Annotated in this window: 14 protein-coding genes and 2 pseudogenes; 11 read left to right on the top strand and 5 right to left on the bottom strand. The window is 73.3% G+C overall.

From position 1 onward, the window contains the following. Window positions 1-40: 40 nt before the first annotated feature. Entirely contained in the window at window positions 41-946 is a 906-nt protein-coding gene (locus ACIRL2_RS15490) for an MBL fold metallo-hydrolase (RefSeq protein ID WP_395859165.1), read from the top strand. A 75-nt stretch (window positions 947-1,021) separates the two neighbouring features. Here ACIRL2_RS15490 and ACIRL2_RS15485 read toward each other — a convergent pair whose 3' ends face one another. Both ACIRL2_RS15485 and ACIRL2_RS15480 read right to left on the bottom strand, forming a co-directional pair. After that, window positions 1,022-2,080 (bottom strand): ROK family protein, encoded by a 1,059-nt coding sequence (locus tag ACIRL2_RS15485; RefSeq protein WP_395859164.1) that lies wholly within the window; start codon window positions 2,078-2,080, stop codon window positions 1,022-1,024. After that, window positions 2,077-3,471, bottom strand: a complete 1,395-nt coding sequence (locus tag ACIRL2_RS15480) for an APC family permease (RefSeq protein ID WP_402232795.1) — start codon at window positions 3,469-3,471, stop codon at window positions 2,077-2,079. Before ACIRL2_RS15480 ends, ACIRL2_RS15485 begins: the two co-directional genes overlap by 4 nt. Window positions 3,472-3,779: 308 nt before the next feature. On the opposite strand from ACIRL2_RS15480, the gene ACIRL2_RS15475 reads away from it, so the two are divergent. Beyond that, window positions 3,780-5,018, top strand: coding sequence for an ROK family protein (locus ACIRL2_RS15475; protein ID WP_395859162.1), 1,239 nt, complete (start codon window positions 3,780-3,782; stop codon window positions 5,016-5,018). Window positions 5,019-5,073: 55 nt separating this feature from the next. On the opposite strand, the pseudogene ACIRL2_RS15470 reads toward ACIRL2_RS15475, so the two are convergent. Continuing rightward, window positions 5,074-5,412 (bottom strand): annotated as a pseudogene (locus ACIRL2_RS15470) (transposase); the annotation flags it as partial. A 54-nt stretch (window positions 5,413-5,466) separates the two neighbouring features. Next, window positions 5,467-5,817: pseudogene (locus tag ACIRL2_RS15465) on the bottom strand (winged helix-turn-helix transcriptional regulator); the annotation flags it as partial. A gap of 94 nt (window positions 5,818-5,911) precedes the next feature. On the opposite strand from ACIRL2_RS15465, the gene ACIRL2_RS15460 reads away from it, so the two are divergent. Then, window positions 5,912-6,823, top strand: coding sequence for an NAD(P)-binding domain-containing protein (locus ACIRL2_RS15460; RefSeq protein ID WP_402232455.1), 912 nt, complete (start codon window positions 5,912-5,914; stop codon window positions 6,821-6,823). Window positions 6,824-6,971: 148 nt separating this feature from the next. Here the strand turns inward: ACIRL2_RS15460 and ACIRL2_RS15455 are convergent, their stop codons facing one another. Further along, the gene (locus tag ACIRL2_RS15455) at window positions 6,972-8,132 is read right to left on the bottom strand and encodes an FAD-dependent oxidoreductase (protein WP_402232454.1); all 1,161 of its coding nucleotides are present in this window, start codon (window positions 8,130-8,132) and stop codon (window positions 6,972-6,974) included. Window positions 8,133-8,578: 446 nt separating this feature from the next. On the opposite strand from ACIRL2_RS15455, the gene ACIRL2_RS15450 reads away from it, so the two are divergent. Genes ACIRL2_RS15450 through ACIRL2_RS15415 form a run of 8 tightly spaced genes read left to right on the top strand, consistent with a single transcriptional unit; the run spans window position 8,579 to window position 26,096 of the window. Beyond that, window positions 8,579-11,950: an amino acid adenylation domain-containing protein gene (locus tag ACIRL2_RS15450; RefSeq protein WP_402232452.1), complete on the top strand. Its 3,372-nt coding sequence runs from the start codon at window positions 8,579-8,581 to the stop codon at window positions 11,948-11,950. Beyond that, complete coding sequence (locus ACIRL2_RS15445) at window positions 11,947-17,532, top strand: amino acid adenylation domain-containing protein (RefSeq protein WP_402232450.1); 5,586 nt, start codon at window positions 11,947-11,949, stop codon at window positions 17,530-17,532. The genes ACIRL2_RS15450 and ACIRL2_RS15445 overlap by 4 nt, the downstream gene beginning before the upstream one ends. Beyond that, window positions 17,529-19,043: an AMP-binding protein gene (locus ACIRL2_RS15440; protein WP_395859157.1), complete on the top strand. Its 1,515-nt coding sequence runs from the start codon at window positions 17,529-17,531 to the stop codon at window positions 19,041-19,043. The genes ACIRL2_RS15445 and ACIRL2_RS15440 overlap by 4 nt, the downstream gene beginning before the upstream one ends. Then, window positions 19,040-22,243, top strand: a complete 3,204-nt coding sequence (locus ACIRL2_RS15435) for an amino acid adenylation domain-containing protein (RefSeq protein WP_402232448.1) — start codon at window positions 19,040-19,042, stop codon at window positions 22,241-22,243. The genes ACIRL2_RS15440 and ACIRL2_RS15435 overlap by 4 nt, the downstream gene beginning before the upstream one ends. Beyond that, complete coding sequence (locus ACIRL2_RS15430; protein ID WP_402232446.1) at window positions 22,240-22,458, top strand: MbtH family protein; 219 nt, start codon at window positions 22,240-22,242, stop codon at window positions 22,456-22,458. Before ACIRL2_RS15435 ends, ACIRL2_RS15430 begins: the two co-directional genes overlap by 4 nt. Continuing rightward, window positions 22,455-22,721: a phosphopantetheine-binding protein gene (locus ACIRL2_RS15425; RefSeq protein WP_402232445.1), complete on the top strand. Its 267-nt coding sequence runs from the start codon at window positions 22,455-22,457 to the stop codon at window positions 22,719-22,721. The genes ACIRL2_RS15430 and ACIRL2_RS15425 overlap by 4 nt, the downstream gene beginning before the upstream one ends. After that, entirely contained in the window at window positions 22,714-24,177 is a 1,464-nt protein-coding gene (locus tag ACIRL2_RS15420) for a condensation domain-containing protein (protein ID WP_402232443.1), read from the top strand. The genes ACIRL2_RS15425 and ACIRL2_RS15420 overlap by 8 nt, the downstream gene beginning before the upstream one ends. Further along, entirely contained in the window at window positions 24,174-26,096 is a 1,923-nt protein-coding gene (locus tag ACIRL2_RS15415) for a N,N-dimethylformamidase beta subunit family domain-containing protein (RefSeq protein ID WP_402232441.1), read from the top strand. The genes ACIRL2_RS15420 and ACIRL2_RS15415 overlap by 4 nt, the downstream gene beginning before the upstream one ends. Window positions 26,097-26,122: the final 26 nt, after the last annotated feature.

Below are 26,122 nucleotides of genomic sequence, written 5' to 3'. Positions count from 1 at the left end.
CGTGGCAACACCACACCCGACGAGAGCGAGTGCATCCACCATGCGCGTACATCACCTCAACTGCGGCTCCATGGTCGAGATCGACCCCGCCGACGGCCCGGACAGTCCGCTGCTCCCGGCCCGCGCGGTCTGCCACTGCCTGCTCGTGGAGACCGACTCGGCCGGCCTCGTCCTGGTGGAGACCGGCCTGGGCACCAACGACGTGCTGCATCCGGACGAATACCTCGGCGCGGATTGGGTCGGCTACGCCGCGCCCGTGCTGGACCTGCACGAGACCGCCCTGCACCAGGTCCGCCGGCTCGGGTACGACCCCTTGGACGTGCGGCACATCGTGCTCACCCATCTCGACCGCGACCACGCGGGCGGCCTGGCCGACTTCCCGCACGCCACCGTGCACGTGCACAAGGCCGAACACGCGGCGGGCATCGCCGGGGACGCCGACCGCTACCGCGTCGCGCAACTCGCGCACGGCCCGCGATGGGCGACCTATGCCGGTGAACAGGGCGACCCCTGGTTCGGCTTCGACGCGGTTCGCCGACTCGACGGGCTGCCCGAGGAGATCCTGCTGGTCCCGCTCGGCGGCCACACCGAGGGCCACAGCGCGGTCGCCCTGGACATCGGCGACCGCTGGCTGCTGCACGCCGGCGACGCGTACTTCTACCACGGCGAGGTCGACCCGGACGCTCCCCGATCGCACCCGCTGATGGACGTCGTGCAACTCGCCGGGGAGGTGGACCGCCCGTTGCGCCTGGGCAACCACGCCCGCCTGCGCGAACTCGCCCGCCTGCACGGCGACGAGGTCGAGGTCTTCTCCGCGCACGACCCCTGGGAGTTCCAGCGCTACGTCCCTGCCGAGCCGGGTGCCGCCGGCCCGGACGTCCTCGGCCCGGACGTCCTCGGCCCGGACAGCACCGGGGCGAACCCGGCCGGGGCGAGCCGCGATTGAGGCCGCGGCCGCCGAGGCCGACCTGTCAAGGCCGGACCCCGTCGACACCGACCGACCGACCGAAGCCGGGCCCGGTCAGGCCCGACCGGCGTTCGAGCCCACCCCGGCGCCGGCCCCCGGGTACCGCGGCAGGATCTCCGCGGCCAGCGAGAGCGCGCCCCGCAGCGAGGCGTCCTGGAGGAAGCGCGCCGGCACCACGTCGGGCGGGAACGGCAGCGCCGCGCGCACCCGCGCGGCCAGCGCCGCAAGCACCCGAGGGGCGGAGTGCATCAGGCCGCCGGTGACCGCGATCCGTTCCACGTCCAGCGTGATCGCCACGTTGGCGACGTGTACAGCCAGTTCGTCCAGTGCCTCGTCGACGAGTGCGCGCACGCGTGGATCCGGATCGGCGAACAGCGCGGCGGCGTCCACCTCGCGGCCGAGGAGTTCACCGCCGCGCGTGGCCAACCCGATGCCGGAGGTGTACTCCTCCAGGGGTGCGCGTCCCACGCCGAATCCGGTGTCGGCGCGCCCGCGCAGCAGGTAGCCGATCTCGCCGGCCGCCCCGTTCGCGCCGGTCACCACCCGCCCGCCGAGCACGATCGCCGCGGCGATCCCGGTGCCGACGGTGAGCAGGATCGCCGGATCCGCGCCGCGCAGCGCGCCCCAGCGCGATTCCGCCAGCGCGGCGGCCTTGGCGTCGTTGCCGACCGCGACCCGCTCCGGGGCCAGGCCCAGGCCCTCGCTCAACGTGCCCGCCAGGGCCAGGTCCTGCCAGCCGGGCACGTTGGGCGCGAGCAGGATGCGGTCGGGCAGCACGATGCCGGGACTGACCGCGCCGACCACCGAGCAGTGTGCTCCCGTGGCCGCGGCCGTCCGCGCGACGAGTTCGCGGGCCGCCTCGATCGCGCGCCGGACCGCCTGGACCGCGCCCTCGCGGGCGTCGGTGATCAGCCGGTCCCTCGCCAACACCGTGCCGTCGGGACGCGCGGTGGCCAACGCGATCTTGGTGCCGCCGAAGTCGATCCCGCAGACGAAGGCCGCGCCCGTCCCCGCGCCGGAGCGGGCGTTCGCTCGCTCCGGCGCGGGAACGGTGCCGGGGGTACCGGGAGTGTCGGGAGTACCCGCGGACCGGTCTCGGTGGAGCGCCGTCATGCGGGCTCCGCGACGTTGCCGGCGCCGACGACGTCCGTGCCGGCCTCGGCGTCCGTCCGGTTCAGGTAGCGCTCGTCGATCTCCCGAGGGCCGAACGGCCAGGTGCGTTCCACCTTGGCCCACACCACGAACGCGGCGCAGCCCAGCGCCACCCAGGCCAGCGCCCACTCGATCGGATGCCGACCGGGCGAGTTCTTGTCGGCGTAGCAGAAGATCGCGATCCAGCCGACCAGCGAGACCAGAGCCGGCACCGGGTACAGCCACATCCGGTACGGGCGGTCCAGGCCGGGTTGCCGGCGACGCAGCACGATCAGCGCGGCGACCTGGGAGACCGCCTGGACGATCACCATCACCGCGGTGAGCAGCACGATGATCGTGTTGAAGTCGGTGTGATTGCCGATCAGGAAGCCGGCCGCGGTCACCACGCCCATGGTGAGCAGTCCCACCGTCGGGAAGCGGTGGCGCGGGTGCAGTCGGGCGAACTGTTTGAAGAACACCCGGTCGCGGGCCGCGTCGTAGGGCACCCGCGAGCCACCGAGCAGGCCGGCGAACACGGACGCGAACGCCGTGATCAGGATCAGTACGGTCACCGTCTGCGCGGCACCCTTGCCCCACGCCTTCTCCAGTACCAGCGAGCCGATCGAGGAGGAGCCGGAGATGGTGTCGGTGTCGGTGACTCCGAGCACGCCGATCTGCATGATCAGGTAGATCGCCATGATGCCGAGGATGGAGTAGACGATCGAGCGCGGCAGCACCCGGCCGGGAGTCTTGATCTCGGCGCCGAGGTAGGCGGTGGTGTTGTAGCCGAGGTAGTCGTAGATGCCGATGTTGAGGCCGCCGACGAAGGCGAGCCAGAAGCCGGTGGTGCCCAGGTCGAACGCGCCGTCGGGGTAGGTGAAGGCCAGGTCGGCGTCGAAGTTCGAGTAGCACGCGATGATCACCGCACCGACGCTGATCAGCATCACCACCCACATGACGCTGCTCAACAGGCCGATCGACTCGATCCTGCGCCACAGCAGCAGGACCACCAGGATCACCACGCCGACGCCGACGAGATCCCCCTCGGTCTGCGACATCGAGGGCCACAGGTATTGCAGGTACTGCACCATGCCCAGCACGCCGGTGGACATGATCAGCGGGATGAACAGGATCGCGGTCCACACGAACAGGAACGGCATCAGCCGGCCGGTGCGGTATTGGAACGCCTCGCGCAGGTAGATGTAGGTGCCGCCGGCGCCGGGCATCGCCGCGCCGAGTTCGGCCCAGATCAGGCCGTCGGCGAGGGCGAGCAGGGCGCCGGCGAGGAAGCCGAGGATGGCTTGCGGACCGCCGAAAGTGCCGACCATCAGCGGGATGGTGACGAAGGGTCCGATGCCGCACATCTGACCCATGTTGATCGCGGTCGCCTGGAACAGGCCGATCCGGCGGACGAATCCGCCCTCGGGCGTGGTCGCTCTTGGGCCGGCGCTCACCGTGAACCTCCAGAACAGGGGAGGCCCCCGGAGGGACACCGAGGGCTGGAACGGGCTTGCGGAGGAGGGAACTTCGTGGTGCGACCCGGCGCGTGGCGCCACCGGTTTGTAAAGTAAAATTCCTTAACTAATCTTCGTCAAGGGTGAGCCCGGATCCGGCCCACGTCTTTGCCCTTCCATGGCCGTTACAGTGGCGCGATCACCTCGACACCACTGACGGAGAGCCGATGACCTCAGGTGGGATCCCACCGGAAAACGACCCACCCGCCGTGGCGCACTGGAACCGGGGCGTGCTGCGCAGCATCAACGAGCGCGTACTCCTCGACCGGGTACGCGCCGCCGCGCCCATCTCGCGCGCCCAACTCGCCCGCGACACGGGCCTGTCCAAGCCCACCGTGTCCACCGCGCTGGAGGCACTGGAGCGCGCGGGGCTGGTCCGCGCGGTGGGACTGGAGACCGGCGCGCGCGGTCGGGCCGCGCTGCTGTACGAGCCCGATCCGACCGCGGGCTATGTCGTGGGCATCGACGTCGGGCGGTCCTGGATCCGGGTCGCGGTCGCCGATCTGGACGGCCGGTTGCTGGCCCGGCAGGACCGGCACAACCGGGCCCGCACGTCGGCGACCATGCTGGCCACCGCCACCGACCTGGCCCGGACCGTGGTGGCCGACGCGGGCCTGGCACCGACCGCCGTGGTCCACACCGTGATCGGCTGTCCGGGCGTGTACGACCGTGCGGCCGACCGAATCCGCTACGCGGTCAATCTGCCCGGGTGGGGTCGCCCGGGACTGCGCGGGCGGATGGAGACCGCGCTGGGCACCACGGTGGACATCGTCAACGACGCCAACCTCGCCGCGCTGGGCGAGTACCACAGCGGGGCCGGCGTGGGCTGTCCGCTGTTCGTGTACGTCACCGTCGGGACCGGTCTGGGCATGGGCATCGTCGCCGACGGACGGCTGTTCCCCGGAGCCTCCGGCGCGGCCGGCGAGATCGGCTTCCTGCCGCTGTCACCGCGTCCCTCGGACCGGGTCGGGCACGGGGCGAGCGCGCCGGTGCCGCGTCGCGGGATGTTGGAGGACGCGGTGTCGGCCGACGCCGTGGTACGCGGCGCGCGGGCGCTGGGGATGACCGGACCGCTCACCGCGAAGGGCGTGTTCGACGCGGCCCGGCGCGGGGTGGAGCCGGCCGCGGGAGCGGTGCGGCACGAGGCGCAGCGGCTCGCGCACGTGGTGGCCGCGGTCACCGCGGTGCTCGATCCCGAACTCGTGGTGCTGGGCGGCGGGATCGGCGCCAACGCCGATCTGTTGCTGGCCCCGATGACCGCCGAACTGCACGAGTTGACGCCACTGCGGCCCAGGGTGACGGCGAGCGGCCTGGGCGAGGAGGCGGTGCTGCTGGGCGCGGTGGCCACGGCGGTCTCCACGGCCCGCGACCGGGTGTTCGCGCACCACACGATGGCGCAGGGCTGAGCGGGCCGCGAAGCTCGGGGCCCACCACGGCGTCCCGCGTGGGACCGAGCCGACGTCAGGCGCCTGCGTCGGTCCGGGCGGGTGTGGGTCGGCGTGCCACCTCGCCCAGCCGGCCGATCAGGGTGCGCAACACGCGTGTCTCGCCCGCGTCCACGCCGGTCTCGGCGAGGCGGGCGTGCAGCGCGGCCAGGACCGCGGCCCAGGTGCCGTCGGCACACCAACGCCGGTGTCGGGCGTACGCGGTACGCCACGGACCGAACCTGCCGGGCAGATCACGCCAACGGGTTCCGGTCCGGAAGCGGAACAGCACGCCGTCGACGACTTGGCGGTGCCCCCGCCACCGACCGCCCGGGCGGGTGCCGTCGGGCAGCAACGGGGCGAGCAACGCCCATTCCGCGTCCGCGAGTTCCCCCTGCTCGCCGACCACCGACAAGACGATCAGCCGGTCCGCGTCGGCCCCGGGGTGCGGCGCGTCGCCGAGCAGGTGGGCCCGCCCCCACGCGCCGAGCGGGCGCAGCGCCTCGTTCAGCGACGCCCCGAGCGGGGTGAGCGAGTACTCGACGCGCAACGGCAGTTCGTCGTATTCCTCGCGGTGCACGATGGCGTCCCGCTCCAGCTCGCGCAGATGCGACGCGAGTACCTTCTCGGTGATTCCGGGTACCAGCCTGCGCAGTTCGCCGAACCGGCAGGCGTGTTCGTCCAGGGCCCACAGGATCAGCACCTTCCACTTGCCGCCGACCACGTCCATCGCCGCGTCGGTGCCGCAGACGTACGCTCCCGGCCTGCGTGCGCTCGCCATGTCGCTCCCTTCGCCCGTGCGCCCGGGTCCGCCGGCGCACGCACCCCGAAGTGCGTACTTGTTCGACTCGGCGGCTGCGACCAGCCTATTCGGCATGGAATCCAACCTCTCCCCGACCGATCCGCGCGGCACCGACACCGCCGGCCCGACCCCACTCGCCCTGCTCGGCCTCGGTGCCATGGGCGGCGCGTTGGCGCGCAGTTGGCTGGAGGCCGGGCATCCGCTGACCGTGTGGAACCGCACCCCGAGTCGGGCCGAACCGATGGTCGCCGCCGGGGCGACGCTCGCCGCAACCGCCGCCGAGGCGGTCGCCGCGGCCGATCTGGTGGTGGTCTGCCTGCTCGATCACGCCTCGGTGCGCGCAACGCTGGCCGGCGTCGACCCGGCCGGCAAGGACCTGGTCGACCTCACCACCGGCACGCCCGCCGAGGCCCGCGCCGGCGCCGCGTGGGCCGCCGAGCGCGGGGCCCGGTTCCTGGCCGGCGGGGTGCTGGCGATCCCGCCGATGATCGGCGTACCCGGCGCCGGCGGCTCGGTCCTGTACAGCGGTTCGCGGGAACTGTTCGCGGCGCACCGCGACACGCTGGCGGTACCGGCCGCGACCGGGTACGTGGGCGCCGACCCCGGCTTCGCCGCGCTGCACGACGTGGCCCTGCTCAGCGCGATGACCTCGATGTTCGCCGGCATCTCGCACGCCTTCGCGCTGATCCGCGGCGAGGACATCGCGCCGGGTGCTTTCGCCGCGCTGCTCACCGACTGGCTCGTGGCGATGGCACCGGCCGCGCACCGCGCGGCGGCCCAACTGGAGAGCGGCGACTACCGCTCGGGGGTGGCCTCGACCCTGGCCATGCAGGTCGCGGTCGCGCCGACGCTGCTGCGCACCGCGGCCGAGCAGGGCGTCAGCACCGAACTGCTGCTCCCCTACCTGGCCCTGATGGAGCGCCGGCTGGCCGACGGGCACGGCGACGAGAGCACGACCGGGCTGATCGATCTGCTCACCGCCTGACCGATCCGGGCCGGGCGCCGCGCGGCCCGCCTGACCGCTCCGGGCCCGGCGCCGGGCGGCGCGGCGCGCGGGGGTCACCCGGCCTCGGGTCGGTCCGGGTCGGCGCCGGCCGAATATCGCCGCTCGGCGTCGATTTCGAGCACACCGCTCACGGTAGTTCGAGCTGCGGCGCGTGGTGCACGCTTGCTCCGTCCAGCGCGAGGTCCGCGCAGATCCGGCCGAACATCGGTGCGAACTTGAACGCCCAGCCCGCCGCCTGGACCACGACCCGTTCCCCGTTCGGCACCCGGGCGGGCAGCGGACCCAGGAAGAACTGCCGCTCCGGGTCGAGGGGGAGCGCGGCCAGGCACGTGCCGCGCCGTACGGGGTGCGGCGACAGGCCGGGCAGGTGGCTGCGCACCCAGTCGGCGGTGTTGCGGATCCTCCGGGCGTCCGGTACGGCCGTGGCGTGCTCGGCATCGGGCAACTCCCGTGCGGCGTCCGGGGCGACCCGGATCAGGTCGCTGCCGGTCCACGGGTTGTGACCGTAGCCGTGGCACGCACCGCCGTCGGTCAACGCCCCGAAGGCGTACCAGGTGGGGTAGTCGGTGTCGTGGGTGCGCCGGGTGAAGTAGGCCGAACTCTGTTCGAACACACGCAGGTCCAGCGCACAGCCCAGAGGGCCCAGCAGATCGTTGGTGAACGGCCCCGAGGTCACGATCGCGCTGTCGCAGCGGTAGTCGGTCCGCTCGGTGCGGATCGTGACACCGGTGCCGTCGGGTTCGATGGCGAGGGCCGGTTCGTACTCGTGGATCCGCACGCCGGCGCCCAGGGCGAGGTGGATGAGGGTGTCCAGGGTGCCCTTGACGTCGATCACCCCGCCGTCGGCCTGGTGCAACCCCTGGTAGTCGCCGGGTAGTTCGGCGAGACCGAACCGGGTGCCGAGCTCGGCCGCGGACATCGTCTCGAAGGGGACGTCCAGGCTGGTCAACACCTCGGCGCCGGCGTGCATTTCGTCGAGAGCGCCGGCCTCGTCGGACCGGCCCAGCCACAGGCTTCCGGTCGGGTGCACCAGGGGGCGCCCGGCGGCGGCCTCCAGCCTGCGCCACAGCGGCACGGTGTCCAGGACCAGTCGGCTCCAGTGCTCCTGGGCGTACTGGATGCGCCACTGTCTCTCCAGTCCGGCCGAGCCGCCCCGGTCGTTGGACATTCCGAACCGATCGAGCACCAGCGCCGATCGCCCTCGGGCGACGACCTCGACAGCGGACGCGAGACCGATCGCGCCGCCACCCACGACCACGACATCCGCGGTTTCCGACGGCCGAATCATCGACGACCTCCATTACCCAAAGTAATCGGATAGACACTTTAAGGGAGCGGTACCGGCGCAACAATCCCCGTCGCACCGCGAGTTCGCTCCCACACCGCCGCGGACGGACCGCGCGCACGACCGACATACCGGCGATTTCCGGCCGGCGCGAGCGCCGCGATCGAGGAACACCCGGTTGGTCTCCGGGCCCGGTCGGGCGGGTTCCGCTTGCTTCGAGGTCTGGACCAATATTCGATTTGGTATAGACCATTGACACCTTGTCGATGGCACTCCTAGCGTGGCCGACGCACGCCACGGGGGCGGACTTCGATCGGGTGACGTCAGGTCGTCCGACGCGCCGCCGTGCCGGGGCACGACGCCCGCGTCGGGCCCCGGAAACGGGATGACGGGACGGCCGTTCGGTCGGCGCCGCACGTCCCTGGGGCGATGCCGGCGAGGGGGTCGAGATGGACGACGAACGAACGCTTTCCCGGGCGCGGATCGAGCCGACCGGGCACCCGGAGCGGATCGCGTCGACCGCGTCCGCCCGCACATCCGGCCGGCCGCGCGCCGGGGTGTTGTCCTTCGGCCAGGAACGGCTGTGGTTCCTCGATCGGTTCGAGCCCGGCGACGCCGCCTACAACATCCCGTGGGTGCTGCGGCTCACCGGTCCGCTCCGGCCGGACGCGCTGCGCGCCGCGTTCGACGGCGTCGTCGCCCGACACGACGCGCTGCGCACCCGATTCCCCGACGATCAAGGCCGCCCGGTCGCGGTGATCGAACCCCCCGGCCCCGTGCCGATCGAGACCGTCGACCTGAGCGGCCCGGGCGCCGACCGGTCCCTGGACCGGGTACTCGCCGCGCGGGTCAACGCGGGCTTCGACCTCGCGCTCGCTCCACCGCTGCGGGTGACCCTGATCCGGCTCGGCGCGACCCGACACGTGCTGTGCGTGGTGCTGCACCACATCCTGGCCGACGGCTGGTCGCTCAACCTGCTCCGCCGCGAACTCGAACTGCGCTACAGCGCGCACCGCGACGGCGTGGACCCGGTGTTCGCGCCGCTGCCCTCCTACGCCGAGTACGCCGCCCGCCAGCGCGAGGCCGACCCGGACACCGACCGGGCGATCGACTACTGGCGCCGACAACTGGCCGACCTGCCCGCGCTCGAACTGCCGTCGGACCGACCGCGTACCGCCGACACCGGTTCCGCCGCCGACTTCCACACCCGCCGCGTCGCCGGCATCGGCCCGCTCCTGGACACCGTCGCCCGCACCCGACGGTGCACCCCGTTCATGATCCTGCTCGCCGGCTACCAGGCCCTGCTGCATCGCCACGGCGGGCAGCGCGACTTCGCCGTCGGCGCGCCGATCGCCGGACGCGGCGAGGTCGAACACGAGGAACCGATCGGCTACTTCTCCAACACCCTGGTCCTGCGCGCCGACCTGCGCGGCGAGCCGACCTTCGGCGAACTCCTGCGGCGCACCCGCAAGACGGCGCTCGGCGCCTACGGGCACGACCGCATCCCGTTCGAACAACTTCTCGCCGAACTGCGGGTGGACCGCGATCCGGCCGCCCCGGCGCCACTGTTCCAGACCCTGCTGACCGTGCACACCCAGGACCAGGACACCGGACCCGCGCACCGCTTCGCCGACCTGACCTCGGCGGAGGAGGACGGCGGGCATCGGGCCGCCAAGTTCGACCTCTCGCTGGACATCCGGCGCGACGGCGACGACTTGATCGCCGTGTTCGGCTACCGCACCGCGCTGTTCGACGCGTCGAGCGTGGCCGATCTTGCCGAGCGCCTGGAGATCCTGCTGCGCGGCGCGCTCGCCGACCCGGACACGCCCGTACACCTGCTGCCGCTGCTCACCGCACCGGACCGCGCGCGGCTGCGCGAACTGCGCCCGCACCCCGCCCCGGCGAGCGGCCCCGTCGAGCCCGTCGAGCCGGTGCCCGCCGCCATCGCCCGTGTACCCGGCGACCGGATCGCCCTGCGCACCCCCGACGGGACCGTCACCTACCGCGAACTCGACCGGCGCGTACGCACATTGGCCACCCGACTGCGCGCCGTCGGCGTGCGCCCCGGTGCGCTGGTGGGCGTGCTGTGCCCGCGCGGCCCGGACGCGATCGTGGCCCTGCTCGCCGCGTGGCACGCGGGCGCGGCGTACCTCCCCATGGACCCCCGATACCCGGCCGCCCGGTTGGAGTTCATGCTCGCCGACAGCGGAACCCGGGTCGTGATCACGGACGGCGCGCACGCCGACGGGCTGCCGGAGGACGTGAGGGTCGTACGCATGGACGCCACGGACGGCGAGGCGCTCGCCGACCGGGCCGAGCACGCGCTCGCACCCACGCACACCACGACGTCCTCCGACCCGGCCGAGCACGCGACCGTCGCACCCACGCACACCGCGAACACCGGGACGCCCGTCGAGCCGGTCGAGATCGCACCGGAGCACCCCGCGTACGTGATCTACACTTCCGGCTCCACCGGTACGCCCAAGGGCGTCCTGGTCCCGCACGGCGCGCTCGCCACCCGGGTCCGGTGGATGCGGCGCGGCTATCACATCCGCGCCGACGACCGGGTGTTGCACAGCGCGTCGCTCAGCTTCGACACGCACGCCGAGGAGCTCTACCCGTGCCTGGCCGCCGGCGCCACCCTGGTGCTGCCCGACCCGGACGCCACGCTGCCCGACGTGCTCGCCGAGGGCGGCGCGAACGACGTGACCGTGCTCGACCTGCCCACGCCCTACTGGCACGAACTCGTCGAGACCGGCGCCGACACCATCGCCTGGCCGGCCGCGCTGCGCCTGCTCATCCTCGGCGCCGACCAGGTCCGGCCCGGCGCCGTGGCGACCTGGCGCGCCCGGTTCGGCGATCGGGTGCGCCTGGTCAACTCCTACGGGCCCACCGAGACCACGATCATCGCGACCACCGCGGACCTGGGCCCCGCGGACACCGACCGCCGGCCGCCGATCGGCACCCCCATCGGCGACACGCACCTGGTCGTCGCCGACCCGCACGGCAACCCGGTCCCGCCGGGCGTGGCCGGCGAACTGCTGATCGGCGGCGCCGGCGTCGCGCACGGCTACCTGGGCCGCCCCGCCGCCACCGCAGCCTGCTTCGGGCCCGACCCCGACGGGCCGCCCGGCGCCCGCCGCTACCGCACCGGCGACCGGGTCCGGCTGCGCCCGGACGGGCAGTTGGAGTTCCTCGGCCGACTGGACGCGCAGGTCAAGGTGCGCGGCCACCGGGTCGAGCCGGGCGAGGTGGAGGCCGCCCTGCTCGCCCGCCCCGGCGTGGTCCAGGCCGCGGTCGTCGCCCGCGAGCAGGCCCTGGTGGGCTATGTCGTCACCACCGCCGGCCTGTCCGTACCCGAACTGCGGGCCGACCTGGCCGGCCGGCTCCCCGCGCATCTGGTCCCCGACGCGCTGGTCCGGCTGGACCGGCTGCCACTGACCCCCAACGGCAAGCTCGACCACCGCGCGCTGCCCGCCCCCGACCGCCGCGCCGACCAGGCGCACGGCTACCTCGCACCGCGCACCGCCGCCGAGGAACTGGTCGCCGAGATCTGGATCGAGGTGCTCGGGCTGGACAAGGCGGGCGCCCTCGACGACTTCTTCGATCTCGGCGGCCACTCCCTGCTGGCCACCCGCGTGGTCGCCCGGATCGCCGCCACCGCAGACCTCACCGTGCCGCTGCGCACGCTGTTCACCCACCGCACCCTCGCCGGGTTCGCCGCGGCCGTCGAAGACCTCCTGGTCGCCGACCTGGAGGCCCTGGACGACGACACCGCCGAGCGGCTGCTCACCGGCGAGAGGAACCGTCCGCAGCCATGAGCACGGAATCCCCGACACGCGCGACCACGCTCTCCGCGACCAAACGCGAACTCCTGGAGCGGCGGCTGCGCAGACGCGCCGACTCCGGTCCGGTCATCCCGCGCCGCCCGGAAGGCACCGTCCCCCCGCTGTCCTACGCCCAGGAACGCCTCTGGTTCATGGAGCAGTTCGCGCCCGGAACGGTGGCCTACACGATTCCGATCGCGCGCCGCCTGCGCGGTGCGTTGCAGACCGACGCGCTCGGCCGGGCGCTGACCGACCTGGCCGCCCGGCACGAGACGCTGCGTTCGCGCTACGTGGTGGACGAGGACGGGCAGCCGCACCTGGACATCGCCGAGCCCGCGCCGGTCCCGCTCACCCGCGTCGAGGCGGCCGACGAGGAGCAGGCGCTCCTGCTGGTCACCGCCGCCATCGCGGTGCCGTTCGACCTGGCCGAGGGCCCGCTGTTCCGGGCCCTGCTGATCCGATTGGCGCCGCGGGACCACGTACTGCTGCTGACCGTGCACCACAGCGTCAGCGACGGCTGGTCCAGCGAGATCATGATCCGCGACGTGCTCGCCGGCTACGCCGCGCACACCTCGGGCACCTCCGCACCGCTCGGCGAACCCGCGGTCTCCTACGGCGACTTCGCGATCTGGCAACGCGAGCGGCTGACCGGCGAGGCACTCGCGCGCGAGACCGCGTACTGGCGGACCGAACTGGCCGGCGTCGAACCGCTCGAACTGCCCACGCGCGGACCCAGACCGGCCCGACAGACCTTCGACGGTGCCGGATACGGATTCGAGGTCGATCGCGAACTGCTGGACCGGCTCGGCGCGCTGGCCCGCGAGCGCGGCGCGACGGTGTACATGGTGTTGCTCGCCGCCTTCCAACTCGTACTCGCCCGGCACAGCGGACAGCGCGCCTTCGCGGTCGGCTCCCCGGTCGCCGGTCGGCCGCACCCCGAGGTCGAGGACCTGGTCGGGATGTTCGTCAACGTGCTCGCGCTGCGCGCCCGCACCGACGGCGACCCGACCTTCGCCGAACTTCTGGACCGCACCCGGGAGACCTGCCTGGAGGCCTACGCACACCAGGAGTTGCCGTTCGCGCAGTTGGTCACCGAGCTGAACGTTGAGCGCGACGTGACCCGCTCACCGGTGTTCCAGGCGGTGCTGGCCGTACAGAACTACGCAACCGCGAACGCCGCCGAACCCGAACGCGCTTTCACCACCGAGCCGTTCGGCATTCAGGCCGGGGGCACCCGGTTCGACCTGGAACTGTTCCTGATGGAGTGGCCGGACGGGCTGCGCGGCGCGTTCAACTACAACACCGACCTGTTCGACGAGGCCGCCATCGCGCGCCTGGGCCGCCACCTGGGCCGGCTGCTCGCGGTGCTGGCCGACCGGCCGGACGTCCCGGTGTCCACCCTCGACGGCCTGGACCCGGACGAGCGCGAGTCGATGCTGACCCGGTGGAACGACACCACCGCGCCGGTGCCTGCCGACGCCACCCTGCCGAGCCTGATCGCCGCGCAGATCGCCCGCACCCCGCAGGCCGTCGCGGTCACACTGGACGGGCGCGCCTGGACCTATCGCGAACTCGACGCCGCCGCCGACCGGGTGGCGCACCGACTGCGGGCCGAGGGCGTGCGGGTCGGCGACCTGGTCGCGGTCAGCGCCGAGCGCTCCCCCGAGCTGGTGGCCGCCCTGCTCGGCGTGCTCCGGGTCGGCGCCGGGTACACCCCGCTGGACCCGGAATACCCGGCCGAGCGACTCGCGTTCATGCTCGCCGACTCGGGCGCCCGGGTACTGCTCACCCACCGACGCCTGCCGGTGCCCGCCGACTGCACCGCACGCGTGCTGCCCGTGGACGACCTCGCGGACTGGCCCGCCCCCGCGCCCGGCGAACTCGCCGACGTCGCGCCCGCGCCCGACGATGTCGCGTACCTGATCTACACCTCCGGCTCCACCGGCCGGCCCAAGGGCGTGCCGAACACCCATCGCGGCATCGTCAACCGCGTCACATGGATGCAGGACACCTACCGGCTCACCGCCGCCGACGCGGTGCTGCAGAAGACGCCGGCGAGCTTCGACGTGTCGGTGTGGGAGTTCTTCTGGCCGCTGACCACCGGCGCCCGCCTGGTCCTGGCCCGCCCCGGCGGCCACAAGGACGCCGCCTACCTGCGCGACGTGATCACCGAACAGGGCGTCACCCTGGCACATTTCGTGCCCGCGATGTTGAGCGTGTTCCTGGCCGAGGAGAACGTCGAACGCTGCGCGTCCCTGCGGCGTGTGGTGTGCAGCGGCGAGGAACTGCCGCCGGACGCCGTGCGGACGTTTCGCGAGCGGCTGCCGGACTGCGCGCTGGCCAACCTGTACGGGCCCACCGAGGCCGCCGTCGACGTCACCGCGTGGGAGTGCGCGGGGCCGATCACCACCGTGCCGATCGGGGCACCGATCCACAACACCCGGGTGTACGTGCTCGACGACGCGATGCGGCCCGCGCCACTGGGTACGCCCGGCGAGTTGTACCTGGGCGGGGTGCAGGTCGCGCTGGGCTACCACCGCCGCCCCGGGCTGACCGGCGAGCGGTTCGTGCCCGACCCCTTCGGCCCGCCCGGCGCCCGCCTGTATCGCACCGGCGACCTGGTCCGGTGGCGCCCGGACGGCACCCTCGGCTTCCTCGGCCGGCTCGACGGACAGGTCAAGTTGCGCGGGCTGCGGATCGAACTCGGCGAGATCGAGGTCGCGTTGCGGGCCCGGGACGGGATCGACGAGGCCGCGGTGGTGGTGCGCGAGGACACCCCCGGGGACAAGCGCATCACCGCCTACGTGGTCCCGGCCCACGATCCGGCCGAACCGGACGCCACCCGGTTCGAGACCGTCGAGACCGACGCCGGGTTCGACGCCGGGTTCGACGCCGAGGCCGCGCGGGACGCGCTCAAGCGCATCCTGCCCGACTACATGGTGCCCGCCGCGTTCGTCGCGCTGCCCGCGCTGCCGCTCACTCCCAGCGGCAAGCTGGACCGCAAGGCGCTGCCGGCGCCGGCGGCCCGCCGCTCCAAGGGCGCCGCCGACGCACCGCCCACCACACCGGCCGAGCTGCTGTTCGCCGGGATCTGGTGCGATGTGCTCGCGCTGCCCGAGGTCGGCGTCGACGACGACTTCTTCGACCTGGGCGGCCACTCGCTGCTCGCCACCCAGGTGGTCGCGCGCGCCCGCCGGCAACTCCCGGAGATCGGCGGCCGGGCGGTCAGCGTGATGGACGTCTTCACGCACAAGACGATCCGCGAGATCGCCGCACTGTCCACCCTCTCCGAGGCCGAACGCGGCCCGGCCCGGCTGCTGTACCGGCTTGGCAACCCCGTACCGAACGGGCACCGCACCCTGTCCGTGGTCTGCGTGCCATACGGCGGGGGCAGTGCCGTCGTGTACCAACCGCTCGCCGACGCGCTGCCGGAGACCCACGACCTGTGGTCGGTGGCGATCCCCGGACACGACGTCGGCGTCACCCAGGAGCGGCTCCCCTTCGACGAGCTCGCCACCGGGATCGTCGCCGAGATCCAGGAGCGGGTGGAGGGGCCGATCGCGCTGTACGGCCACTGCGGCGTCGGCAGCGCGCTGATCGTCGCGGTTGCTCGTCAACTGGAGGCGGCGGGACGCGAGTTGGACGCGGTGTACATCGGCGCACAGTTCCCCTTCGCGCGCCCGCGCAGCCGCGTGCTGAGCGCGCTGAGCAAGGTGGCCGCGCTCGAACCACTGCTCGGCGACCGGGTCTACGTCAACTGGCTGACCTCGATGGGCGCCGACATGGCGGACCTGGACGCCGACCAGATGAAGTTCATCATCGGCAACATGCGCCGGGACTCGGTGGCCGCCGAGGAGTACTTCACCGAGGCGCTGTCCGACGACCGGCCCCGACTGCGCGCCCCGATCGTGTCCGTGATGGGCGACCGCGACCCGGCCGCCGACTTCCACCAGGAACGCTTCCGCGAGTGGTGCGCCATCGCCGATCGGGTGGCGCTGGTGATGCTCGACGAGGCCGGCCACTTCTTCCTCAAGCACCGCGCGAACGACCTGGCCGAGGTGATCACCCGCGTGCATCCGGCGCTGATCGCCCAGGACACCGACGCGCTGCCCACCCGCGAGGCGGACGGGCCCTGGTGGTTCCACGGCGCCGCCGGACCACCCCGCGGGCCCGACCGGCCCAAGGACTCCGCCACGCGTGAACCCCAGCCCGGGATGGGCCGGTTCCTGCTGGTGGCGTTCAGCCAACTGGTGTCCATCACCGGCTCGGCGCTGACCGAGTTCGCGCTGCCGATCTGGATCTACCTGGAGACCGGCTCGATGGGCCGGTTCGCGCTGTACGCGGTCATCGGCATGCTGCCCGGAATCCTGATCGGACCCCTGGCCGGCGCCATCGTGGACCGGCTGGACCGACGCAAGGTGATGCTCGCCGGCGATGTGGCCGCCGGCGGCACCCAGGGCGCCCTGTTGCTGTTGCTGACCACGGGAAACCTGCACCCGTGGCACATCTACGTGTTGCTCGGCTCGTTGTCGATGGCACTCACCTTCCAGCGCCTGGCCTACGCCTCGGCGGTGCCGCAACTGGTGCCCAAGCAATACCTCGGCCACGCCAACGGCATCGTGCAAATGGCGGGCGGGGTCGCCCAGTTCGTGGTGCCGCTGGTCGCCGTGGGGCTGATGGCCGGGATCGGCCTGCGCGGCATCCTGATCCTGGACGTGGTCAGCTACGCGGTCGCGATCACCATCATCACGTGCGTTCGGTTCCCGCGCACGCTGCCCTGGCGTCGACGCGAGTCGCTCACCGCCGAGATCAAACACGGCTTCACCTACTCCTGGCGACACCGGGGCTTTCGGGCCATGTTGTTGTGGTTCGCCGTACTGAACCTGTTCCTGTCCCCGCTGTTCCTACTGACCACGCCGCTGGTGTTGTCCTTCGACTCGCTCGGCGGCGCCGCACGCGTGTCGATGGCGGCCGGCGCCGGGGTGATCGTCGGCGGCATCGCGATGGGCTTCTGGGGCGGCCCGCGCCGGCAACGACTGCGCGGCATGTTGTGGCTGGCGGCCGGGTTGGCCTGCGCGTCCGCGTTCACCGGGCTGCACGCGAGCCTGTGGGTGGTGGGGATCGGCGCGTTCGGGATGTCCTGCGCGCTGTCCCTGGTCAACGGCGTCTACACGACGATCGTCCAGGTCAAGGTGCCGCAACGCTTCCACGGCCGGGTGTTCGCGCTCAACACGCTCGTCGCGTGGTCCACCCTGCCGATCGGACACGGCATCATCGCCCCGCTGGGCGCCAGGCTGTTCGAGCCGTTGATGGCCGACGACGGACCGCTCGCCGGCTCCGTCGGCACCGTGATCGGGCATGGCGAGGGCCGCGGCATCGGTCTGGTGTACCTGGTGTTCGGCGCCGCGATGGTCGCGATGGTGGTGATCGGTCTGCGGCTGCCGGTGCTGGCCCGATTCGACCGGGACGTGCCGGACGCGCCGCCCGACGACGAGGTCGGCATCCAGGAACGCGAACGCCGGCTCCGGGCCAAGGCCGCCGAATCCGCGCCCGCTCTCGCGGAGGTGTCGAGATGAGCACCAGCACCCGCCCGCGCCCGGTCCCGGCCGCGCGCCGGGCCCCGGAGAGCCTGTCCGCGCTGCTCGCCCACCGCGCCGAGCTGGAAGCGGAGCGCCCGGCGATCCTCAGCGGCCGGGAGAAGTTGACCTTCGGCTCCTGGCACGAACGCGCCGACGCGGTCGCCGCCGGGCTGAGCACCCGCGGCGTCGCCGCAGGCGACCGGGTCGCGCTGCTGTACGGCAACGGCGACTGGATCGACTACGCCACCGCCTACCTGGGCGTACAGCGGGCCGGCGCGATCGCGGTACCGATGTCGGATCGCCTCGCGCCCGCCGAGGTGCGACACCTGCTGCGACACAGCGGGGCCTCCGCCGTGCTGCACCGCGCGCAACTGACCCCGCCCGACGCCGGCACCGGAGCCTGGACCGCGCCGGTCGAGGACATCGAGACCTACCCCGGCAGCGAACTCCCGGCGCCCGCGCCCGGCGACCTCGCGCAGATCCTGTACACCTCCGGCACCACCGGCACCCCCAAGGGCGTGGCCGCCACCCACGCCAACCTCGCGCACGGCTGCACGCTGGACGCGCGGCGCCGCCCGCTGGGCCACTCGGCGCACTTCCTGCACGCCTTCCCGGTCGGCACCAACGCCGGGCAGACCATGCTGATCAACGCGCTGGACGCCAAGGCGACCGCGATCGCCGCACCGCGCTTCACCCCCGGCCACTTCGCCCGACTGATCGAACGGCACGCGGTGGGCAGCGTGTTCGTGGTCCCGGCGATGGCGATCGAGTTGCTCGGTACGGACGCCGTGCGGCGCTACGACCTCTCCGGGGTCCGCCTGCTCGGCTCCACCGCCGCCGCACTGCCGCAGAGCGTCGCGCTGGGTCTGTCGCGACTGTTCCCGCAGGCCCAGATCGTGAACTACTACACCTCCACCGAGGCAGCGCCCGCGCAGACCACGATGCTCTTCGACCCCGAACACCCCGACTCGCCCGGGCGACCCGCGTCGCTGCGCGACCTGCGGGTGACCGACGACGCGGGCCGGGTATTGCCGGTCGGCGAGACCGGCGAGGTGTGGCTGCGCTCGCCGACCACACCGCGTTCCTACTACGGCGAGGACAACGATCCCGCGGTCTTCTCCGGGCGTTGGGTGCGCATGGGCGACCTCGGCTACCTGGACGCGGACGGTTTCCTGTACCTGGTCGATCGCGAGCGGGACGTGATCAAGTCCGGCGCGTACAAAGTGTCCACGTTGCAGGTCGAGGACGCCCTGCACGAACACCCGGGGGTGATCGACGCCGCCGCCTTCGGCGTCCCGCATCCTGTGCTCGGGACGACCGTCGCGGCCGCGGTGGTGCCCCGGGGCGATCTGACCGCCACCGAGCTGCGGGTGTTCCTGATGGAGCGCCTCGCCGCACACGAACTTCCCGGACTCGTGCTGTTCCGGGAATCCCTGCCGCGCAACGAGGGCGGCAAGATCCTCAAGCGTGAGCTGCGCCGGCTCCTGGACGACGAGGTCCGACCATGACTGTGACGAACGATCAGATACCTCCGACCACCGAGGGCGAAGGCGCGCGAACCACCGCACCGCTCGCCGCATCCCTGCCCTTCGTGCCGCTTTCCGCCGCCCAGTTGGGCGTGTGGGTCACCGAGCGCACGCTGCCCGCCGAGTCCGCCTACCACCTCTCGGTACTGCTGCGCTTCGACGGCCCGCTGGACGTGGCCGCACTGGAAACGGCGTGCGCGGCCACCGTCGCCCGGTACCCGGTCCTGGCGTCGGCGGTCGGCGAGGCCGACGGCACGCCCGGTCTGGTGCCTGCCACGCCCGCGCCGATGCGGCGCGCGCCCGCCGACGACGCCACGATCGACGCGCTGATCCGCGCCGAACTCGCCGCGCCCTTCGACCTGTACGCCGGACCGCTCGCGCGCTTCACGCTGTTCTCCCTCGCCCCCGACCGGCACACGCTGGTGGTGATCGCGCATCACGTGGTCTTCGACGGGACGTCCAAGGAAATCGTGGTGGCGGGCCTGGCCCGGGCCTATCGCGCGGCCCGGGACGGCACGGCCGCGGCCGGCACGGCGGTCGACGCACGCGCGCTCGCGGAAACGATCGAGGCCGCCGGCGCGGCGCCGACCGGACCCGAGACGGACTCCACCGCCGTGTGGGCCCGGCACCGCGAGGAGCCGGGCCGGGCCGTGCTGCCCGGCCTGCTGCCCACCACCCGCACGGGCTGCGAACCCGCGCCCGGCGTCACGGTGCCGTTCACCCTGGGGCCCCGATCGGTCGCCGCGCTGGAGGAGGCCGCGCTACGGCTCGGCGTCACCCACTTCGAACTGCTGCTCGCGGCCTGGCACGCGCTGCTGTTCCGCTACGGCAACCCACGCGTGCGCACCGCGGTGGAACTGTCCACCCGTGCCCCGGCCGACATCCGCCGGGTGGGTCTGTTCGTGAACGAACTCCCGGTCTCCTCACGACCGGGCGCCGAGCAGGAATTCGGCGCGTTCGCCCGCGAACTGCGCGCGGAACTGCGCGCCCTGTACGCCTTCCGGGACGTGCCCTACAGCCACACCGTGCGCGGGCTCGGCCCCAGGACCGCGTTGACCGAGCTGACCGTCAGCTACCGGCGGCGCACCCGCGCGATCGAACCGGTCTTCCCCGGCGTCGAGGTGCGGGTCGAGTGGATCGTGCTGCCGCCGACCGCGCGCAACACCGCGCATCTGCAACTGGTCGAGGGCCGCGATCGCATCGACGGCGCGCTGCACGTCCCCACCGACGCGTTCGCGCCGGGCGTGACCGCGCGCATCCCCGGCCACTTCACCACCCTGCTCACCACCGCGCTGGCCGACCCCGAGTTGCCGATCGGCGACCTGCCGCTGCTGCCCGAGGGCGAACTGGTCCGCGTCCTGCACGCGGACAACGCCACCGACACGCCCTACCCGGCCCGGGACACCGTCGTCGACCTGTTCGCCGCACGGGCCTCGGCCGCCCCGGACACGGTCGCCGTGGTGTGCGCGGGACGGTTCCTGACCTACCGTCAGGTGGCCTCGGCCGCCTACGTGTTCGCCGACCGGCTGCGCGCTGCCGGGATCGGCGCGGGCGACCTTGTCGGCATCGAACTGCCGCGCACCGGCGAACAGGTCGCCGCCGTGCTCGGCGTGCTCGCCGCCGGCGCCGCCTACCTGCCGCTGGACCCCGGCTACCCCGCCGAACGGCTCGCCTTCATCCGCACCGACGCGCGCGTGGCGGCGCTCGTCACCGAGGACGGCGCGCGACCGGCCGGTACCCCCTCCGACGTCCCGACGCTGACCGGGCCCGACCTGTACGGCCCCGACCGGTTCGGCCCCGAACCCGGCAGCCCGGTCGAACCGCCGACCCGCCCCGAACCGGGCGACCCCGCCTACGTCATCTACACCTCCGGCTCCACCGGCCGGCCCAAGGGCGTCGAGGTCCCGCACCACGCCCTGGCCAACCTGCTGGCGACCATGCGCGACCGGCTCGGCGCCACCTCCGCGGACCGCTGGCTCGGACTGACCTCGCTGTCCTTCGACATCTCCACCGTCGAACTGCTGCTGCCGCTGATCACCGGCGCGCGCGTGGTGCTGGTGGCCGACGACCGACACCGCGACGGCCCCGCGCAACTGGCCCTGCTGGAGCGCTACGCGATCACCCACGTGCAGGCCACGCCCAGCGGCTGGCGGGTGCTGCTCGCGGCCGGGCTGCACCGCCCCGGGCTGACCGCGATCACCGGCGGCGAGGCGCTGCCCGCCCCGCTGGCCACCGAACTGCGGGGTGTGGTGGGCCGGTTGATCAACGTCTACGGCCCCACCGAGACCACGGTGTGGTCCACCTACGCCGAGTCGGCCGGTGACGCGCCGCCCGGAATCGGCCTCCCGTTGGCCAACACCCGCGCGTACGTGCTCGACGCCCGGCTGCATCCGGTCCCCGAGGGTCTGGCGGGCGAGCTGTTCCTGGGTGGCTACGGCGTCGCGCACGGCTACTTGGGCCGCCCCGGGCTGACCGCCGAGCGGTTCGTGGCCGACCCCTTCGGGCCGCCCGGCAGCCGGCTCTACCGCACCGGCGACCTGGTCCGCCACGCGCCCGGCGGCGGACTGGACTACGTCGGGCGCACGGACGCCCAGGTCAAATTGCGCGGGCACCGGATCGAACTGGGCGAGATCGAGACCCTGCTCGCCGCGCACCCGGACATCGCCCAAGCCGCGGTCCGGCTGCTGGACGCGGACGGCGAACACGCCCGCCTGGTCGGCTACGTGGTGCCCGAGCCCGGCCGTCCCCCGGTGGCGTCGGACCGGTTGCGCGCCCACCTCGCCCATACCCTGCCGCCCGCGATGGTGCCCAACACCTTCCTCGTGCTGGACGCCTTCCCGCTCACCCCGAACGGCAAGCTCGACCGCGCCCGGCTGCCCGAGCCGGTCCTGGCCCGGCCCGAGCCGATCGACCCCGCCGATCCCGCGGGCACCCCGGGCGCGCCCGCCGACGAGGTCACCGAAACCGTCCGGGCGATCTGGGCCGAGGCGCTGCGCCTGGACGACATCGGCGTGGACGAGGACCTGTTCGACCTCGGCGGCCACTCGCTGACCATCACCCGGATCGCCGCGCGCATCCGCAAGCGGCTCGGCGTCGAGGTCCCGCTCGACGTCTTCTTCGACACCCCGACCGTCACCGGCGTCACGGACGCCATCCGCGAACTCCAGGAGCAGCAGCGATGAGCACCGACACCGCAAGCACCGAGGGCCAGTACCGCGTGGTCGTCAACGACGAGGAGCAGCACTCGCTGTGGCCGCTGCGCACCGATCCGCCGGCCGGGTGGGTGCCCACCGGATTCGTCGGCACCCGTGAGGAGTGCTCGGCGCACATCGACCGGGTCTGGCCGGACATCCGCCCGCTGAGCCTGCGCCGGCGCCTGGCCGGGGACGCGGCGTGAGCGCGGGGGCGCTGCGCGAGCGGGTGGCCGCGCTGATCGCCGAGGTCAGCGGCGGCGAGGTCAGCGCGCGCGAAGTGCTGAACAACGAGGGCTCGTTGACCGCGGCGGGGGTCAGCTCGCTGACGTTCCTGCGGCTGATCGACGCGCTGGAGGGCGAGTTCGACGTGTTCTTCGACCTGGACGCGGACCTCGACTTCGTCGAGGACTTGGACACTCTGGTGGAGCGATTGGCCCGAAACGGCGCGGCGGTGGGTGATGGTTGACACCGGCGCGCCGAGATCCCGGGTCGCGGGCGGGGATCCGGTCGCGAGCGCCGATCGGGTGTCGGCGCCGTTCGCGGTCGCGGCCGACGGCCCGGTCGAGGCGCCGCTGACGTGGGGTCAGCGGGCGATCTGGCAGGCCATCCGGCGGACCGCACCCAGCGACCACTACTTCAACATGACCCGGGTACTCCCGATCGCCGATCGTGGTCGACCGGTGGACGTCGCCCGGGCGAGTGCCGCGCTGGGTCGGTTGATGGAGCGGCATGACGCGTTGCGGACCCGGCTGGTGGCCGCCGACGGCGAACCCCGGCAGGTGCGGCACCCGGTGGGCGCGCTGTCCGTGGAGGTGATCGAGGCGGCGCTGCTGGAGGACGCCGACACCGTCGCGGCGGCCGTGGCCGAGCGGCTGGGGGCGACCCGCTTCGACTACTTCGGCGCCTGGCCGATCCGGGTCGGTCTGATCGTGCACGACGGCCGAGTGCGCTATGTGGCGCTCGCGCTGTGCCATGTGGCGACCGACGGGCACGGCGTCGAGGTGCTGGTGCGCGACCTGCGGCTGCTGATCCGGCGCGGTTCGGCCGGCGGCCCGACCTCGGCCGGACCGCTGGACCTGGCCCACGAACAGTCCTCGACGATCGGCCTGCGCCGCGGCGAATCGGCGCTGGCGCACTGGGAGACGCACTACCGGCGGATCGCGCCGACGGTGTTCGCCGACGTGATCGCCGAACCCGCCGCGCCGCGCTTTCGCACCGTGCGCCTGGTGTCCGCGGCGCTGGCCAGGGCCACCGACGCGGTCGCGGTGCGCCATCGGATCAGCCCATCCGCCGTACTGCTCGCGGGCGCCGCCGTGTTGGCCGCGCGCGCGGGCGGGCGGGACACCGCGGTGATGTTGCCGATCGTGGCCAACCGGTTCCGCGCGGACAGCCGCGACCTGGTCGCCACCCTGTCCCAGGAGGGCCTGTTCGTCCTGGACCTGGACCCGGCCGCGCGCTTCACCGACCTGTTGCCCGCCGCGTGGCAGGCCTCGCTGCGCGCGTACCGCAGCGCCGGCTACGACCCGGACCGGTGGAACGAGCTGATGCATCGGATCGCGGCCGAACGCGGGACCCCGATCCGGCCGTTCTGCTGTTTCAACGACATGCGCCTGGTGGATCGGCCGCCCGCGGCCGGGCCCGCGCCCACCACCGCCGAACTGGACGCGGCGCGCACCCACAGCCGGGTCGAACCGGCCGGCGGCCACGAGTTCATCGCGTGCCGGTACTGCATGCACGTGGTCGCCGAGGGCGACGCGCTGGTGGTCAGCGTCACCGGGGACACGGCGTACCTGCCGGTGCACGCGCTGGAGGCGCATCTGGTGGCGCTGGAGGACCTGTTGGTCCGCGCGGCGGGTGGGCGGGAGCTGCCGATCGGCGCGTTGACCGGCTTCGCGGAGCGTGTGGCGGAGCCGGTCGCATGAGCATCCTGGCGTACTCCGGCGCGACGTCCGTGGTCGCGGGCGGCCGGCTGCGCTTCCACCTCGCCCGCACCGACGGGGGCGAGGTCCGCGGCGAGGTCACCGTCGTGGACGCGACCACCGAGCGGGTGCTCGCGCACGCCCGGGTCGACGGTGGAATGTGGGAGTTGGAGATCCCGGACGACTGGCCCAGCTCGCTCTATCGGGCCGTGTTCGACGACGGCACCCCGCTCGCCGGTGTCGAACCCCTGGACCACGAGGCCTGGTTCGTGGTGCGCGCGGCGCGGCCGGGGGCGGGCGCGCCGATCCTGGTGTCGGTGCCGTTCGCCACCTGGCAGGCGTACAACCGCTCCGGCGTGCCCGGGCAGGGCCTGTACTACGCCGAACAGCCGGACCGCGCCGCACGGGTCGGCTTCGACCGGCCCGGCGGCGGACCACCGCCGGAACGCTGGGAGGAGGGACTGCTGCGCTGGCTGCGCGCGACCGGCCGACCGGTCGAGTTCTGCTCCGGCCTGGACCTGCATGGCGGCGACGAATTGCTATCCCACTACCGGCTGTTGGTGATCAACGGGCACGACGAGTACTGGTCGCGGGAACAGCGGGACACCGTCGAGGACTTCGTCCGCGGCGGCGGCAACCTGGCGATCTTCGCCGGAAACACGGCGTGGTGGCAGATGCGCCTGGAGGACGACGGCCGCACCATGGTGTGCCATCGCGACGCGGTCGCCGACCCGATGTCGGCGATCGATCCCGAGCGGGTCACCGTCGAGTGGTCCAGCGCGCCGGTCAACCGGCCGGAGAACACCATGACCGGCCTCAGCTTCCGACGCGGCGCGGGCGCGTGGGGCGAGGGCATGAAGGTGATCCGGGAGGAGGCCTACATCGCCCGGTTCACCGACCACTGGGTCTTCGCGGGCACCGGGCTGGCCGACGGCGACAAGTTCGCCCAGGGCGCGCTGGGCTACGAGACGGACGCGGCCGAACTGGACTGGAGCCGCGGCGTCCCGCGGGCCACCGGGCGGGACGGCACTCCACCGACCTTCGTCGTGCTGGCCACCGCCGACCTGCGGCACTGGGCCCGCTACGGGCAGGGCGGCGACGCGGTGATGGGCACCTTCCGGCTGGGCGCGGGCACGGTGTTCAACGCCGGCACCATCAACTGGGGCAGTGCGCTGGCCGATCCGGTGGTGGACCGGGTCACCCGCAACGTGCTCGACCGACTGGCCGCCGACCGGCAACCGCAGTGGGAGGTGATCGGGCCCACCGGCGACATCCGCGCCCTCGCGGCCTGCGAGGACGTGCTGTTCGGGGTGGACACCGAAGGCGCGCTGGTCTGCCGCGAGGTCAGCGGGCAGAACCTGCCGTGGCGCGCGATCGGCATCGCCGGATCGGTGGTGGCGCTGGCCGCGGCGCGCGAGGCGTCCGGCCCGTTGCCGTTGGTGCTGTACGCGGTCACGGCCGACGGTCGGCTGTTGCGCCGCGCCCCGGTCACCCGGCCGGCGCCGTGGACCCCGGTCGCCCGCCTGCCCGCCGACACGATCGCGCTCGCGCTGTGCGACGGCGGCCTGTTCGCGGTATCCGCCGACGACACACTGCACCACGTGTCCGCCGCCGAGTTGCCCACCGACCCGGACGTCCGGGCCCCGTGGCGCGCGCTCGGCTCGGCGGGCGGCGCGATCGCGCTCACCGCGATGAACGGACGGCTGTACGCGGCCGATCGGAACGGCCGACTGGCCACCAGGCCGCCGGTGACCGGCGGCGCCGGGTTCGCCCCCTTGGCCGGGGAGCCGGCGGAACCGGGCACGGTCCGGGCGTTGACCGGTCATGCGGGGAGCTTGATCGCCACCGCGCCGGGAGCGCGGGTGCGACGTCGGGCCGCGGTACCGGTGCCGGCGGCTGCGCCCGGGCCCGCGCCCGGGTGAAGGAGGTGGGCGGTTCGTCGCCGGGT

It is taken from the genome of Embleya sp. NPDC127516 (assembly GCF_044765325.1).
Taxonomy (GTDB): domain Bacteria; phylum Actinomycetota; class Actinomycetes; order Streptomycetales; family Streptomycetaceae; genus Embleya.
The sequence above is the reverse complement of the archived record's forward strand: the minus strand, read 5'-3'. Positions and strand labels throughout refer to the sequence as shown.

Excerpts from the sequence above, each read along its gene's own strand:
- ACIRL2_RS15490 (WP_395859165.1), top strand. The coding sequence starts at position 41 with ATGCGCGTACATCACCTCAACTGCGGCTCCATGGTCGAGATCGACCCC.
- ACIRL2_RS15485 (WP_395859164.1), bottom strand. The coding sequence starts at position 2,080 with ATGACGGCGCTCCACCGAGACCGGTCCGCGGGTACTCCCGACACTCCC.
- ACIRL2_RS15480 (WP_402232795.1), bottom strand. The coding sequence starts at position 3,471 with ATGGGTCAGATGTGCGGCATCGGACCCTTCGTCACCATCCCGCTGATG.
- ACIRL2_RS15475 (WP_395859162.1), top strand. The coding sequence starts at position 3,780 with ATGACCTCAGGTGGGATCCCACCGGAAAACGACCCACCCGCCGTGGCG.
- ACIRL2_RS15460 (WP_402232455.1), top strand. The coding sequence starts at position 5,912 with ATGGAATCCAACCTCTCCCCGACCGATCCGCGCGGCACCGACACCGCC.
- ACIRL2_RS15455 (WP_402232454.1), bottom strand. The coding sequence starts at position 8,132 with ATGATTCGGCCGTCGGAAACCGCGGATGTCGTGGTCGTGGGTGGCGGC.
- ACIRL2_RS15450 (WP_402232452.1), top strand. The coding sequence starts at position 8,579 with ATGGACGACGAACGAACGCTTTCCCGGGCGCGGATCGAGCCGACCGGG.
- ACIRL2_RS15445 (WP_402232450.1), top strand. The coding sequence starts at position 11,947 with ATGAGCACGGAATCCCCGACACGCGCGACCACGCTCTCCGCGACCAAA.
- ACIRL2_RS15440 (WP_395859157.1), top strand. The coding sequence starts at position 17,529 with ATGAGCACCAGCACCCGCCCGCGCCCGGTCCCGGCCGCGCGCCGGGCC.
- ACIRL2_RS15435 (WP_402232448.1), top strand. The coding sequence starts at position 19,040 with ATGACTGTGACGAACGATCAGATACCTCCGACCACCGAGGGCGAAGGC.
- ACIRL2_RS15430 (WP_402232446.1), top strand. The coding sequence starts at position 22,240 with ATGAGCACCGACACCGCAAGCACCGAGGGCCAGTACCGCGTGGTCGTC.
- ACIRL2_RS15420 (WP_402232443.1), top strand. The coding sequence starts at position 22,714 with ATGGTTGACACCGGCGCGCCGAGATCCCGGGTCGCGGGCGGGGATCCG.
- ACIRL2_RS15415 (WP_402232441.1), top strand. The coding sequence starts at position 24,174 with ATGAGCATCCTGGCGTACTCCGGCGCGACGTCCGTGGTCGCGGGCGGC.